Here is a 13,577-nt window from a genome sequence, read left to right on the forward strand (position 1 = left end):
TAGAAAGGTTACCTTATGTCTGAGCAGTTTTTGTATTTCTTGCAGCAGATGTTTAACGGCGTCACGCTGGGCAGTACCTACGCGCTGATAGCCATCGGCTACACCATGGTTTACGGCATTATCGGCATGATCAACTTCGCCCACGGCGAGGTTTACATGATTGGCAGCTACGTCTCCTTTATGATCATCGCTGCACTGATGATGATGGGCATTGATACCGGCTGGCTACTGGTAGCGGCGGGATTTGTCGGCGCAATCGTCATTGCCAGCGCCTACGGCTGGAGTATCGAACGGGTGGCCTATCGCCCGGTACGTAACTCTAAGCGCCTGATTGCGCTCATCTCGGCAATCGGCATGTCCATCTTCCTGCAAAACTACGTCAGCCTCACCGAAGGTTCGCGCGACGTGGCGCTGCCCAGCTTGTTTAACGGTCAGTGGGTGGTGGGTCATAGCGAAAACTTCTCTGCCTCTATTACCACCATGCAGGCGGTGATCTGGATTGTCACCTTCCTCGCCATGCTGGCGCTGACGATTTTCATTCGCTATTCCCGCATGGGGCGCGCATGTCGTGCCTGCGCGGAAGATCTGAAAATGGCGAGCCTGCTTGGCATCAACACCGACCGGGTGATTGCGCTGACTTTTGTGATTGGCGCGGCGATGGCGGCGGTGGCGGGCGTTCTGCTCGGTCAGTTCTACGGCGTGATTAACCCCTACATCGGCTTTATGGCCGGGATGAAAGCCTTTACCGCAGCGGTGCTCGGTGGGATTGGCAGTATTCCGGGGGCGATGATTGGCGGGTTGATTCTGGGGATTGCGGAGGCGCTCTCTTCGGCTTATTTGAGTACGGAATATAAAGATGTGGTCTCATTTGCCTTACTGATTCTGGTTCTGCTGGTGATGCCGACAGGTATTCTGGGTCGCCCGGAGGTAGAGAAAGTATGAAACCGATGCATATTGCAATGGCGCTGCTTTCTGCCGCTATGTTCTTTGTTCTGGCGGGCATCTTTATGGGCGTGCAACTGGAACTGGATGGCACCAAACTGGTGGTTGACAGTGCTTCAGACATCCGTTGGCAGTGGGTATTTATCGGCACGGCGGTGGTCTTTTTCTTCCAGCTTGTGCGACCCGCTTTCCAGAAAGGGCTAAAAAGCGTTTCAGGGCCGAAGTTTATTCTGCCAGCGATTGATGGTTCCACGGTGAAGCAAAAGCTGTTCCTCGTGGCGCTGCTGGTGCTTGCGGTGGCATGGCCGTTTATGGTGTCACGTGGGACGGTGGATATTGCCACTCTGACCATGATCTACATTATCCTCGGCCTCGGGCTGAACGTGGTGGTAGGGCTTTCTGGTTTGCTGGTGCTCGGTTACGGCGGCTTTTACGCCATCGGCGCTTACACCTTTGCGCTGCTCAATCACTATTACGGTCTGGGCTTCTGGACCTGCCTGCCAATTGCCGGGTTAATGGCAGCGGCGGCGGGCTTCCTTCTCGGCTTCCCGGTGCTGCGTCTGCGTGGTGATTATCTGGCGATCGTTACCCTCGGTTTCGGCGAAATTGTGCGCATATTGCTGCTCAATAATACCGAAATTACCGGCGGTCCGAACGGCATCAGTCAGATCCCGAAACCCACTTTCTTCGGCCTTGAGTTCAGCCGTACCGCCCGTGAAGGCGGCTGGGATACGTTCAGCAATTTCTTTGGCCTGAAATATGATCCCTCCGATCGCGTCATCTTCCTCTATCTGGTGGCCTTGCTGCTGGTAGTGTTCTCTTTGTTCGTCATTAACCGCCTGCTGCGGATGCCGCTGGGGCGTGCGTGGGAAGCGTTGCGTGAAGACGAGATCGCCTGCCGTTCGCTGGGCTTAAGCCCACGTCGTATCAAGCTGACCGCCTTTACCATCAGCGCCGCGTTTGCGGGTTTTGCCGGAACGCTGTTTGCTGCGCGCCAGGGCTTTGTCAGCCCGGAATCCTTCACCTTTGCCGAATCGGCATTTGTGCTGGCGATAGTGGTGCTTGGTGGTATGGGATCGCAGTTCGCGGTGATTCTGGCAGCAATTTTGCTGGTGGTGTCGCGCGAGTTGATGCGTGATTTCAACGAATACAGCATGTTAATGCTCGGTGGTTTGATGGTGCTGATGATGATCTGGCGTCCGCAGGGCTTGCTGCCCATGACGCGCCCGCAACTCAAGCTGAAAAACGGCGAAACGAAAGGAGAGCAGGTATGAATCAGCCATTATTATCTGTTAACGGCCTGATGATGCGCTTCGGCGGCCTGCTGGCGGTGAATAACGTCAATCTCGAACTGTACCCGCAGGAGATCGTCTCGTTAATCGGCCCTAACGGTGCCGGAAAAACCACGGTCTTTAACTGCCTGACCGGATTCTACAAACCCACTGGCGGCACCATTTTACTGCGCGATCAGCATCTGGAAGGTTTGGCTGGTCAGCAAATTGCCCGTATGGGGGTGGTGCGTACTTTTCAGCACGTGCGTCTGTTCCGTGAAATGACGGTGATTGAAAACCTGTTGGTGGCGCAGCATCAGCAACTGAAAACCGGGCTGTTCTCTGGCCTGTTGAAAACGCCTTCTTTCCGTCGCGCCCAAAGTGAGGCGCTCGATCGAGCCGCAACCTGGCTTGAGCGCATTGGTTTGCTGGAACACGCTAACCGTCAGGCGAGTAACCTGGCCTACGGTGACCAACGCCGTCTTGAAATTGCCCGCTGCATGGTGACGCAGCCGGAGATTTTAATGCTTGACGAACCTGCGGCAGGTCTTAACCCGAAAGAGACTAAAGAACTGGATGAGCTGATTGCCGAACTGCGTAACCATCACAACACCACTATCTTGTTGATTGAACACGATATGAAGCTGGTGATGGGGATTTCAGACAGAATTTACGTGGTCAATCAGGGGACGCCACTGGCAAACGGTACGCCGGAGCAGATCCGTAATAACCCGGACGTGATCCGTGCCTATTTAGGTGAGGCATAAGATGGAAAAAGTCATGTTGTCCTTTGACAAAGTCAGCGCCCACTACGGCAAAATCCAGGCGCTGCATGAGGTGAGCCTGCATATCAATCAGGGCGAGATTGTCACCCTCATTGGCGCGAACGGGGCGGGGAAAACCACCTTGCTCGGCACATTATGCGGCGACCCGCGCGCCACCAGCGGGCGAATTGTGTTTGATGATAAAGACATTACCGACTGGCAGACGGCGAAAATCATGCGTGAAGCGGTAGCGATTGTCCCGGAAGGGCGTCGTGTCTTCTCACGAATGACGGTGGAAGAGAACCTGGCAATGGGCGGCTTCTTTGCCGAACGCGACCAGTTTCAGGAGCGCATAAAGTGGGTGTATGAGCTGTTCCCGCGTCTGCATGAGCGCCGTATTCAGCGGGCGGGCACCATGTCCGGCGGTGAACAGCAGATGCTGGCGATTGGTCGTGCGCTGATGAGCAACCCGCGTTTGTTGTTGCTTGATGAGCCATCGCTCGGGCTGGCGCCGATTATCATCCAGCAAATTTTCGACACCATCGAGCAGCTGCGCGAGCAGGGGATGACTATCTTCCTCGTCGAGCAGAACGCCAACCAGGCGCTAAAGCTGGCGGATCGCGGCTACGTGCTGGAAAACGGCCATGTGGTGCTCTCCGATACCGGCGACGCGCTGCTGGCGAACGAAGCGGTGAGAAGCGCGTATTTAGGCGGGTAATAACACGTTGATTGATAAGGAGTCAAAAGACTCCTTTGAGACAGCTGACAAATGTAAAAATGCCTGATGCGCTGCGCTTATCAGGCCTACTGGGTGAGTTGCAATATATTGAATTTGTACGATCTTGTAGGCCAGATAAGGCGTTTACGCTGCATCCGGCATGAAACGATGAGCAATCTGTAGAGTTTGATTCAGACCTTCTATTTTCCCGCTTATCCGTGTCCCATCTCCCATTTTCCCTCACCCGCGCCGTCACTGCCTTGTCATCTTTCTGACACCTTACTATCTTACAAATGTAACAAAAAAGTTATTTTTCTGTAATTCGAGCATGTCATGTTACCCCGCGAGCATAAAACGCGTGAATTCGCGCATTCGGTACAACAAGAGAGATAAACGATGAAACCGTTACATTATACAGCTTCAGCACTGGCGCTCGGACTGGCGTTAATGGGGAATGCACAGGCAGTGACGACCATTCCGTTCTGGCATTCTATGGAAGGGGAACTGGGTAAAGAGGTGGATTCTCTGGCTCAACGTTTTAACGCCGAAAATCCGGATTACAAAATTGTACCGACCTACAAAGGCAACTACGAACAGAATTTAAGCGCGGGGATTGCCGCATTTCGTACCGGCAACGCGCCGGCTATTTTGCAGGTTTATGAAGTTGGCACCGCTACCATGATGGCGTCGAAAGCCATTAAACCGGTATATGACGTGTTTAAAGAGGCGGGGATTCAATTCGATGAATCGCAGTTTGTGCCGACGGTTTCCGGTTACTACTCCGACAGCAAAACGGGCCACTTACTCTCCCAGCCGTTCAACAGCTCGACCCCCGTACTCTATTACAACAAAGACGCCTTCAAGAAAGCAGGATTAGACCCGGAACAGCCGCCGAAAACCTGGCAGGATCTGGCGGACTATGCCGCAAAACTGAAAGCCTCCGGTATGAAGTGCGGCTACGCCAGCGGCTGGCAGGGCTGGATCCAACTGGAAAACTTTAGCGCCTGGAACGGTCTGCCGTTTGCCAGCAAAAACAACGGTTTTGACGGCACGGACGCGGTGCTGGAGTTCAACAAGCCGGAGCAGGTGAAACACATCGCCATGCTCGAAGAGATGAACAAGAAGGGTGATTTCAGCTACGTCGGGCGTAAGGATGAATCCACCGAGAAGTTCTATAACGGTGATTGCGCGATGACCACCGCCTCTTCCGGTTCGCTTGCCAACATTCGCGAGTACGCCAAATTCAACTACGGCGTAGGCATGATGCCTTACGACGCCGATGCGAAAGATGCGCCACAAAATGCCATTATCGGCGGAGCCAGCCTGTGGGTGATGCAGGGCAAAGATAAAGAAACGTATACCGGCGTGGCGAAGTTCCTCGACTTCCTCGCGAAGCCAGAAAACGCTGCTGAGTGGCATCAGAAAACCGGTTATCTGCCGATCACCAAAGCGGCGTATGACCTGACCCGTGAGCAGGGCTTTTACGAGAAAAACCCAGGGGCGGATACCGCGACGCGTCAGATGCTGAACAAGCCGCCGTTGCCGTTCACCAAAGGGCTGCGTCTGGGCAACATGCCGCAGATCCGCGTGATTGTGGATGAAGAGCTGGAGAGCGTGTGGACCGGCAAGAAGACGCCACAGCAGGCGCTGGATACTGCCGTTGAGCGTGGGAATCAGTTACTGCGCCGCTTTGAGCAGTCTACGAAGTCTTAATTCTCTTACCCTCACCCTAACCCTCTCCCTAAGGGAGAGGGGACCGATCGGCGTGGTGGAAAAGTGCCGTGTCGGTTTGTCACTTCGTTCTGAAGGCGAAGGGAACCACCCGGCGTGGTAGAGCGAAGTTGACTCAATGGCAAAACGCCGCACCGCTTTTCTCCCTCGCCCCTTTGGGGAGAGGGCCGGGGTGAGGGGAACACAACACGAAGAGTTTATTTATGTCATCATCCCGTCCGGTGTTCCGCTCGCGCTGGCTGCCCTATTTGCTGGTCGCGCCGCAGCTCATCATCACCGTTATCTTTTTTATCTGGCCTGCGGGCGAAGCGTTGTGGTACTCGCTACAAAGCGTCGATCCGTTTGGTTTCTCCAGCCAGTTTGTCGGTCTGGATAACTTCGTCACGCTGTTTCATGACAGCTACTATCTCGACTCCTTCTGGACGACGATAAAATTCAGTGCCTTTGTCACTGTCAGCGGTTTGCTGGTATCGCTGTTCTTCGCGGCGCTGGTGGAGTACATCGTGCGCGGCAGTCGTTTCTATCAAACCTTGATGCTGCTGCCGTATGCCGTGGCTCCCGCCGTTGCCGCCGTATTGTGGATCTTCCTGTTTAACCCCGGCCGTGGGCTGATCACCCATTTTCTCGCTGAGTTCGGCTACGACTGGAACCACGCGCAAAACAGCGGTCAGGCAATGTTTCTGGTGGTGTTTGCCTCGGTGTGGAAGCAAATCAGCTACAACTTTCTGTTCTTCTATGCCGCGCTGCAATCCATTCCCCGTTCGTTGATCGAAGCCGCAGCCATCGACGGTGCAGGGCCGATTCGCCGCTTCTTTAAGATTGCTCTGCCGCTTATCGCTCCGGTGAGTTTCTTCCTGCTGGTGGTGAACCTGGTGTACGCCTTCTTCGACACCTTCCCGGTGATCGACGCCGCCACGTCCGGCGGGCCGGTTCAGGCTACCACGACGCTGATTTATAAGATCTACCGCGAAGGCTTTACCGGGCTGGATCTGGCTTCGTCTGCCGCGCAGTCGGTGGTGTTGATGTTCCTCGTCATCGTGCTGACGGTGGTGCAGTTCCGCTATGTTGAAAGCAAGGTGCGTTACCAATGATTGAGAACCGTCCGTGGCTGACGATATTCAGCCATACCATGCTGATCCTCGGGATCGCGGTGATCCTCTTCCCGCTGTACGTGGCGTTTGTCGCGGCAACGCTGGATAAACAAGCCGTCTACGCCGCGCCGATGACGCTAATTCCTGGCACACATCTGCTGGAAAACATCCACAACATCTGGGTGAACGGGGTAGGCACGAATAGCGCGCCGTTCTGGCGGATGTTGCTTAACAGCTTCGTGATGGCGTTCAGCATTACGCTCGGCAAAATTACCGTCTCGATGCTTTCGGCATTTGCTATTGTCTGGTTTCGTTTTCCGCTGCGTAACCTCTTCTTCTGGATGATTTTTATCACCCTGATGCTGCCGGTTGAAGTGCGTATTTTCCCGACGGTAGAAGTCATTGCCAATCTGAAGATGCTCGACAGCTATGCAGGTTTAACGCTGCCGCTGATGGCCTCGGCGACCGCCACCTTCCTGTTCCGCCAGTTCTTTATGACGCTGCCGGATGAGCTGGTGGAAGCCGCGCGGATCGACGGCGCGTCGCCAATGCGCTTCTTTTGCGACATTGTTTTTCCGTTGTCGAAAACCAATCTGGCGGCGCTGTTTGTGATCACCTTTATCTACGGCTGGAACCAGTATCTGTGGCCGCTGCTGATTATTACCGACGTTGATCTCGGCACTACCGTTGCAGGGATCAAAGGGATGATTGCCACAGGCGAAGGCACCACGGAATGGAACTCGGTGATGGCGGCGATGTTGTTAACTCTGATCCCACCAGTAGTGATTGTTTTAGTGATGCAGCGTGCCTTCGTGCGCGGCCTGGTCGATAGTGAGAAATAAGATGGCAGGACTGAAATTACAGGCAGTAACCAAAAGTTGGGATGGCAAAACCCAGGTGATTAAACCGCTGACCCTTGATGTGGCGGATGGCGAATTTATCGTGATGGTCGGGCCGTCTGGCTGCGGGAAATCCACGCTGCTGCGCATGGTTGCCGGGCTGGAGCGGGTAACGGAAGGCGATATCTGGATCAACAATGAGCGTGTGACCGAAATGGAGCCGAAAGATCGCGGGATTGCGATGGTGTTCCAGAACTATGCGCTTTATCCGCATATGAGCGTCGAAGAAAACATGGCGTGGGGGCTGAAAATTCGCGGCATGGGCAAGCAGCAAATAGCCGAGCGCGTTAAAGAAGCGGCGCGCATTCTGGAGCTGGACGCTCTGCTCAAACGTCGCCCGCGCGAGCTTTCCGGCGGTCAGCGCCAGCGTGTAGCGATGGGCCGCGCGATTGTGCGCGATCCGGCGGTATTTTTGTTTGATGAGCCGCTCTCGAACCTTGATGCCAAGCTGCGCGTGCAGATGCGCCTTGAGTTGCAGCAATTGCACCGTCGCCTGAAAACGACTTCACTCTACGTTACTCACGATCAGGTTGAGGCGATGACGCTCGCTCAGCGGGTGATGGTGATGAACGGCGGCGTTGCCGAACAGATTGGCACGCCGGTTGAAGTGTATGAAAAGCCCGCCAGCCTGTTTGTGGCGAGTTTTATCGGCAGTCCAGCGATGAACCTGCTGACAGGCCGCGTGAATAACGAAGGCACGTACTTCGAACTGGACGGCGGTATCGCGCTGCCGCTAAACGGTAGCTACCGGCAGTATGCCGGACGTAAAATGACCCTCGGTATTCGCCCGGAACATATTGCGTTAAGCTCGCAGGCAGAAGGCGGCGTGCCGCTGGTGATGGACACGCTGGAGATCCTCGGTGCAGATAACCTGGCGCACGGACGCTGGGGCGAACAGAAGCTGGTGGTAAGACTGGCGCATCAGGAGCGCCCGATGGCAGGCAGTACGCTATGGCTGCATCTGCCGGAAAATCAGCTACATCTTTTTGATGGTGAAACAGGACAACGAGTATGAGTAACTGGCCTTATCCCCGCATCGTCGCTCATCGTGGCGGCGGTAAGCTGGCCCCCGAAAACACCCTGGCGGCAATCGACGTCGGGGCAAAATACGGTCATAAGATGATCGAATTTGACGCGAAGTTATCGAAAGATGGCGAGATCTTCTTGCTCCATGACGATAATCTCGAGCGTACCAGCAACGGCTGGGGCGTAGCAGGCGAACTAAACTGGCAGGATTTACTGCGCGTGGATGCAGGCAGTTGGTACAGCAAAGCGTTTAAAGGCGAGCCGTTGCCCTTGCTTTCGCAGGTGGCGGAACGCTGCCGCGAACACGGGATGATGGCGAATATCGAAATCAAACCCACCACTGGCACCGGGTCATTAACGGGCAAAATGGTGGCGCTGGCGGCGCGTGAACTTTGGACTGCTATGACGCCGCCGCTGCTGTCATCGTTTGAGATTGATGCTTTAGAAGCTGCACAACAGGCTGCACCGGAACTGCCGCGCGGTTTGTTGCTTGATGAGTGGCGCGACGACTGGCGAGAACTGACTATGCGGCTGGGCTGCGTCTCTATTCATCTCAATCATAAGTTGCTCGATAAAACGCGAGTGAGGCAGTTGAAAGACGCCGGATTACGGATTCTGGTGTATACCGTCAACAAACCCCAGCGCGCGGCAGAGTTGCTGCGCTGGGGCGTGGATTGCATTTGTACCGATGCGATTGACGTGATTGATCCGAACTTTACGGCCCAATAGTTTTCAACGGAATATCAGGCTGCGGCGTGCTGGGTTGATTCAGCATGTCGCCGTTTCTCCTCTCCGGCAGCATATGCTGCTGATTCAGCGAGTTATCCGGATTACGGTTGCTGTTTAACATCCCGCCGTTGGTGTTGGGCAGCATTTGCTGCCGGGCGGGATTTAGCTCCCCCGGCTGCGACTGCAATACCCGCTGCGAGTTACTGTTAATCTGATTTTCTAAATGTTGCTGCTGTAATTGCGTCTGCGTTTTCAGTTGCTGATTCAGCATCCCTTTTTGCTGGATTTGCTGGGTCTGCATCTGGGTTTGCATCCGTTGCTGACTGGGGATCTGATACCCCGACTGGTTAGGGTTGTTCAGAGTATTAATGGGCTGTGCAAAGCCGACGAACGGCAGGAGTGCCGTCAAAAGCAGAAGTCGTTTCATCGCGTATCCTCCTCTGAAGATATCCTTTAAGTTTACTCGCTTCCCGGCAAAACGATGATTAATTCAGAGTTATATACCAGGCTTAGCTGGGGTTGCCCCACACATAACTGGAGAATAACGATGATAAAACCGACGTTTTTACGCCGGGTGGCCATTGCTGCTCTGCTCTCAGGAAGTTGTTTTAGTGTTGTTGCCGCGCCACCTGCGCCGCCGCCGGTCTCGTATGGCGTGGAGGAAGATGTCTTCCATCCGGTGCGCGCGAAGCAGGGGATGGTGGCGTCTGTGGATGCTACTGCCACTCAGGTGGGGGTGGATATCCTTAAAGAAGGTGGTAATGCCGTTGATGCTGCCGTGGCAGTAGGGTATGCGCTGGCGGTAACGCATCCGCAGGCGGGGAATCTGGGCGGCGGCGGTTTTATGCTGATCCGCACTAAGGATGGCAATACAACCGCTATCGATTTCCGCGAAATGGCACCCGCCAAAGCGACCCGCGATATGTTTCTCGATGACCAGGGCAATCCGGACAGCAAAAAATCACTCACTTCGCATCTGGCCTCCGGTACGCCTGGCACGGTCGCAGGCTTCTCGCTGGCGCTGGAGAAGTACGGCACTATGCCGCTGAACAAAGTGGTGCAACCGGCGTTTAAACTGGCGCGTGATGGTTTTATCGTTAACGACGCGCTGGCCGACGATCTCAAAACCTACGGCAGTGAAGTGCTGCCGAATCACGAAAACAGCAAGGCTATCTTCTGGAAAGAGGGTGAACCGCTGAAAAAGGGCGACAGGCTGGTACAGGCGAATCTGGCAAAGAGTCTGGAGATGATTGCTGAAAACGGCTCGGACGAATTCTACAAAGGCAAGATAGCGGAACAGATTGCCCAGGAGATGCAGAAAAACGGCGGCTTAATTACCAAAGAGGATTTAGCGGCGTATAAAGCGGTCGAACGCACACCAATAAGCGGCGATTATCGCGGGTATCAGGTTTACTCCATGCCACCGCCATCCTCCGGCGGGATTCATATCGTGCAGATCCTCAATATCCTGGAAAACTTCGATATGAAGAAATACGGCTTTGGCAGTGCCGACGCGATGCAAATCATGGCTGAAGCTGAGAAATACGCCTACGCTGACCGCTCGGAATATCTTGGCGACCCGGATTTTGTCAAAGTCCCGTGGCAGGCGCTGACCAATAAAGCCTATGCCAAATCCATTGCCGATCAAATTGATATCAACAAAGCGAAACCGTCCAGCGAAATTCGCCCAGGCAAACTTGCGCCTTATGAGAGCAATCAAACAACCCATTACTCAGTGGTGGATAAAGACGGTAACGCGGTGGCGGTGACCTATACGCTGAACACCACCTTCGGTACGGGGATTGTCGCGGGCGAGAGCGGTATTCTGCTTAATAACCAGATGGATGATTTCTCCGCCAAACCGGGCGTGCCGAACGTTTACGGGCTGGTGGGCGGTGATGCTAACGCCGTCGGGCCGAACAAACGTCCGCTGTCGTCAATGTCGCCAACGATTGTGGTGAAGGACGGTAAAACCTGGCTGGTTACCGGTAGCCCAGGCGGGAGCCGGATTATCACCACCGTGCTGCAAATGGTGGTGAACAGCATCGATTATGGAATGAACGTTGCCGAAGCGACCAATGCGCCGCGTTTCCACCATCAGTGGTTACCGGACGAGCTGCGCGTCGAGAAAGGATTTAGCCCGGATACGCTCAAGCTGCTGGAAGAAAAAGGTCAGAAAGTGGCGCTGAAAGAGGCGATGGGCAGTACACAAAGCATTATGGTTGGGCCGGACGGTGAGTTGTATGGGGCATCCGACCCGCGCTCAGTGGATGATTTAACGGCGGGGTATTAATATCTTAAGCCCTCTCCCGGTAGGTGAGGGCTTAAATGACCAACTTAGATTGCAAATTCTTTACTTCACCCGCGCCATAAAATACGCATCGATATATTCGCCATTACGCAAAGCGTACTTCTTACCGGTTCCTTCAATCTCAAAGCCGAATTTTTTATAGACCTTAATTGCCGGGGCGTTATCGACAAACACGGTTAGTTCAATACGATCTACCCGCAGCCAGTTGTCGCACATTTCAGTCATCTCTCGCATCAGGGCGCTGGCGACGCCGCGATTGTGCCAGCGGGAGTCGACGCAGATACCAAAATCGGCAACATGACTGCGGCGCGGGCGTTGCTGCACGTCAATGGTGAGATGACCCACGACGGTTCCATCAATACAGGCGACTAACTGTTTGATGCCGGGACGATCGGCGAGTCGCTCCTGCCACATATGATCGGAAGGATGAGGCACCTGTAGCGTGTTGTAATACACCTCCGGCTGGGCGTGGATTTGCCGAATGGCCTCGTAATCGCGCGTTTCAGCGTGGCGTATCACTATCTCACTCATTCCTCTGTCCTCTTTGGGGTAAATGTCCCTTTCAACATCATTGACTTTCAAATGCGAGTCAAATGCATTTTTTTGCAAAAAGTGTTGGACAAGTGCGAATGAGAATGATTATTATTGTCTCGCGATCAGGAAGACCCTCGCGGAGAACCTGAAAGCACGACATTGCTCACATTGCTTCCAGTATTACTTAGCCAGCCGGGTGCTGGCTTTTTTTTTGCTTTCGTTCCTGCCAGGCTGACTTGCTATTTTGCCCACGGGAAGTGCTCGTGTTGAGACAAATGCAAAATTGCCTGATGCGCTACGCTTATCAGCCTACAAACCTGTGCCCGAACCGTAGGTCGGATAAGGCGTTCACGCCGCATCCGGCATGATCAAAGTGCACTTTGCCAACAATCTGACGTACTGAAGCACAGGCATAGGAACCACGTCCGCTTTGCGTTAAGGTGTAACTAACCACCTTATAAAAGGACGAAATCATGGTCATTAACTGCGCCTTTATTGGCTTCGGCAAAAGCACCACCCGTTACCATCTGCCGTATGTACTTAACCGCAAGGATAGCTGGCATGTCGCGCATATTTTCCGCCGCCATGCGAAGCCGGAAGAACAGGCTCCTGTCTACTCGCATATCCATTTCACCAGCGATCTCGACGAAGTATTAAACGATCCTGACGTTAAGCTGGTTGTCGTCTGCACTCACGCTGATAGCCACTTCGAGTACGCGAAGCGCGCGCTGGAAGCCGGGAAAAATGTGCTGGTTGAAAAACCGTTCACCCCTACGCTTGCGCAGGCGAAAGAGCTGTTTGCGCTGGCAAAAAGCAAAGGGCTGACCGTCACGCCGTATCAGAATCGCCGCTTTGATTCCTGCTTCCTGACGGCGAAAAAAGCGATTGAAAGCGGCAAGCTGGGGGAGATTGTTGAAGTGGAAAGCCATTTTGACTACTACCGCCCGGTGGCAGAAACTAAACCGGGGCTGCCGCAAGATGGTGCATTTTATGGCCTTGGCGTGCATACCCTCGACCAGATTATCTCGCTGTTCGGTCGCCCGGATCATGTGGCTTACGACATTCGCAGCCTGCGTAATAAAGCCAATCCGGACGACACCTTTGAAGCGCAGTTGTTTTATGGTGATTTGAAAGCCATCGTCAAAACCAGCCATCTGGTGAAAATCGATTATCCGAAATTTATCGTTCACGGTAAGAAAGGTACATTTATTAAATACGGTATCGACCAGCAGGAAACCAGCCTGAAGGCTAATATTATGCCGGGCGAACCGGGATTCGCAGCGGATGATTCGGTCGGTGTGCTGGAGTATGTCAATGACGAGGGCGTGACGGTAAGAGAAGAGATGACGCCGGAGGTGGGAGATTACGGACGCGTCTACGATGCGCTGCATCAAACCATCACCACCGGTGCACCAAATTACGTCAAGGAATCTGAAGTTCTTACTAATCTGGAAATCCTTGAACGCGGTTTTGAACAAGTCTCTCCCTCCACAGTGACTCTCGCGAAGTAAGTTTGATGGCTCCTCGAATAGTTCAATTTTTTTGAACAGAGGGGTCAATT

13 protein-coding genes are annotated in these 13,577 nt (G+C 53.9%); 11 read left to right on the forward strand and 2 right to left on the reverse strand.

The window, feature by feature from the left end; all coding sequences use genetic code 11:
* Positions 1–15 precede the first annotated feature (15 nt).
* The 9 genes from livH to ugpQ all read left to right on the forward strand — a co-directional run bounded on the left by livH (position 16) and on the right by ugpQ (position 9,171).
* The gene (gene livH / locus RGV86_RS14195; protein ID WP_001295111.1) at positions 16–942 is read left to right on the forward strand and encodes a high-affinity branched-chain amino acid ABC transporter permease LivH; all 927 of its coding nucleotides are present in this window, start codon (positions 16–18) and stop codon (positions 940–942) included.
* Positions 939–2,216: a branched chain amino acid ABC transporter permease LivM gene (livM, locus tag RGV86_RS14200; RefSeq protein WP_085461349.1), complete on the forward strand. Its 1,278-nt coding sequence runs from the start codon at positions 939–941 to the stop codon at positions 2,214–2,216. The genes livH and livM overlap by 4 nt, the downstream gene beginning before the upstream one ends.
* Complete coding sequence (livG, locus tag RGV86_RS14205; RefSeq protein ID WP_001075509.1) at positions 2,213–2,980, forward strand: high-affinity branched-chain amino acid ABC transporter ATP-binding protein LivG; 768 nt, start codon at positions 2,213–2,215, stop codon at positions 2,978–2,980. The genes livM and livG overlap by 4 nt, the downstream gene beginning before the upstream one ends.
* A 1-nt stretch (position 2,981) precedes the next feature.
* Positions 2,982–3,695: a high-affinity branched-chain amino acid ABC transporter ATP-binding protein LivF gene (gene livF / locus RGV86_RS14210; protein WP_000416891.1), complete on the forward strand. Its 714-nt coding sequence runs from the start codon at positions 2,982–2,984 to the stop codon at positions 3,693–3,695.
* 396 nt (positions 3,696–4,091) lie between these two features.
* The gene (ugpB, locus tag RGV86_RS14215; protein WP_000803191.1) at positions 4,092–5,408 is read left to right on the forward strand and encodes a sn-glycerol-3-phosphate ABC transporter substrate-binding protein UgpB; all 1,317 of its coding nucleotides are present in this window, start codon (positions 4,092–4,094) and stop codon (positions 5,406–5,408) included.
* A gap of 221 nt (positions 5,409–5,629) precedes the next feature.
* Positions 5,630–6,517 carry a sn-glycerol-3-phosphate ABC transporter permease UgpA gene (gene ugpA / locus RGV86_RS14220; RefSeq protein WP_085461348.1) on the forward strand — a complete coding sequence of 296 codons (888 nt, stop codon included), beginning with the start codon at positions 5,630–5,632 and terminating at the stop codon, positions 6,515–6,517.
* A complete protein-coding gene (gene ugpE / locus RGV86_RS14225; RefSeq protein WP_000572164.1) occupies positions 6,514–7,359 on the forward strand; it encodes a sn-glycerol-3-phosphate ABC transporter permease UgpE in 846 nt (281 codons plus the stop codon). Before ugpA ends, ugpE begins: the two co-directional genes overlap by 4 nt.
* Position 7,360: 1 nt before the next feature.
* Positions 7,361–8,431 carry a sn-glycerol 3-phosphate ABC transporter ATP binding protein UgpC gene (gene ugpC, locus RGV86_RS14230; RefSeq protein ID WP_085461347.1) on the forward strand — a complete coding sequence of 357 codons (1,071 nt, stop codon included), beginning with the start codon at positions 7,361–7,363 and terminating at the stop codon, positions 8,429–8,431.
* On the forward strand, positions 8,428–9,171 hold the full coding sequence (gene ugpQ / locus RGV86_RS14235; RefSeq protein WP_085461346.1) for a glycerophosphodiester phosphodiesterase: 744 nt from the start codon (positions 8,428–8,430) through the stop codon (positions 9,169–9,171). Before ugpC ends, ugpQ begins: the two co-directional genes overlap by 4 nt.
* Here the strand turns inward: ugpQ and RGV86_RS14240 are convergent.
* On the reverse strand, positions 9,158–9,598 hold the full coding sequence (locus tag RGV86_RS14240) for a DUF2756 family protein (protein ID WP_000826139.1): 441 nt from the start codon (positions 9,596–9,598) through the stop codon (positions 9,158–9,160). The two genes, ugpQ and RGV86_RS14240, sit on opposite strands and share 14 nt — an antisense overlap.
* A gap of 120 nt (positions 9,599–9,718) precedes the next feature.
* Between RGV86_RS14240 and ggt the strand changes: the two genes are divergently transcribed.
* Positions 9,719–11,464, forward strand: a complete 1,746-nt coding sequence (gene ggt / locus RGV86_RS14245; RefSeq protein WP_085461345.1) for a gamma-glutamyltransferase — start codon at positions 9,719–9,721, stop codon at positions 11,462–11,464.
* 60 nt (positions 11,465–11,524) lie between these two features.
* On the opposite strand, the gene yhhY is transcribed toward ggt, so the two are convergent.
* The gene (yhhY, locus tag RGV86_RS14250) at positions 11,525–12,013 is read right to left on the reverse strand and encodes an N-acetyltransferase (protein ID WP_001290289.1); all 489 of its coding nucleotides are present in this window, start codon (positions 12,011–12,013) and stop codon (positions 11,525–11,527) included.
* 476 nt (positions 12,014–12,489) lie between these two features.
* On the opposite strand from yhhY, the gene RGV86_RS14255 reads away from it, so the two are divergent.
* A complete protein-coding gene (locus RGV86_RS14255; protein ID WP_000236320.1) occupies positions 12,490–13,527 on the forward strand; it encodes an oxidoreductase in 1,038 nt (345 codons plus the stop codon).
* Positions 13,528–13,577 lie beyond the last annotated feature (50 nt).

It is taken from the genome of Escherichia ruysiae, assembly GCF_031323975.1.
In the GTDB taxonomy this organism is placed as follows: domain Bacteria; phylum Pseudomonadota; class Gammaproteobacteria; order Enterobacterales; family Enterobacteriaceae; genus Escherichia; species Escherichia ruysiae.

Bases quoted from the DNA above. Each gene is read 5' to 3' on its own strand.
- RGV86_RS14240 (WP_000826139.1), bottom strand. From the start codon at position 9,598: ATGAAACGACTTCTGCTTTTGACGGCACTCCTGCCGTTCGTCGGCTTT.
- livG (WP_001075509.1), top strand. From the start codon at position 2,213: ATGAATCAGCCATTATTATCTGTTAACGGCCTGATGATGCGCTTCGGC.
- ugpQ (WP_085461346.1), top strand. From the start codon at position 8,428: ATGAGTAACTGGCCTTATCCCCGCATCGTCGCTCATCGTGGCGGCGGT.
- ugpA (WP_085461348.1), top strand. From the start codon at position 5,630: ATGTCATCATCCCGTCCGGTGTTCCGCTCGCGCTGGCTGCCCTATTTG.
- livM (WP_085461349.1), top strand. From the start codon at position 939: ATGAAACCGATGCATATTGCAATGGCGCTGCTTTCTGCCGCTATGTTC.
- ggt (WP_085461345.1), top strand. From the start codon at position 9,719: ATGATAAAACCGACGTTTTTACGCCGGGTGGCCATTGCTGCTCTGCTC.
- ugpC (WP_085461347.1), top strand. From the start codon at position 7,361: ATGGCAGGACTGAAATTACAGGCAGTAACCAAAAGTTGGGATGGCAAA.
- yhhY (WP_001290289.1), bottom strand. From the start codon at position 12,013: ATGAGTGAGATAGTGATACGCCACGCTGAAACGCGCGATTACGAGGCC.
- RGV86_RS14255 (WP_000236320.1), top strand. From the start codon at position 12,490: ATGGTCATTAACTGCGCCTTTATTGGCTTCGGCAAAAGCACCACCCGT.
- livF (WP_000416891.1), top strand. From the start codon at position 2,982: ATGGAAAAAGTCATGTTGTCCTTTGACAAAGTCAGCGCCCACTACGGC.
- ugpE (WP_000572164.1), top strand. From the start codon at position 6,514: ATGATTGAGAACCGTCCGTGGCTGACGATATTCAGCCATACCATGCTG.
- ugpB (WP_000803191.1), top strand. From the start codon at position 4,092: ATGAAACCGTTACATTATACAGCTTCAGCACTGGCGCTCGGACTGGCG.
- livH (WP_001295111.1), top strand. From the start codon at position 16: ATGTCTGAGCAGTTTTTGTATTTCTTGCAGCAGATGTTTAACGGCGTC.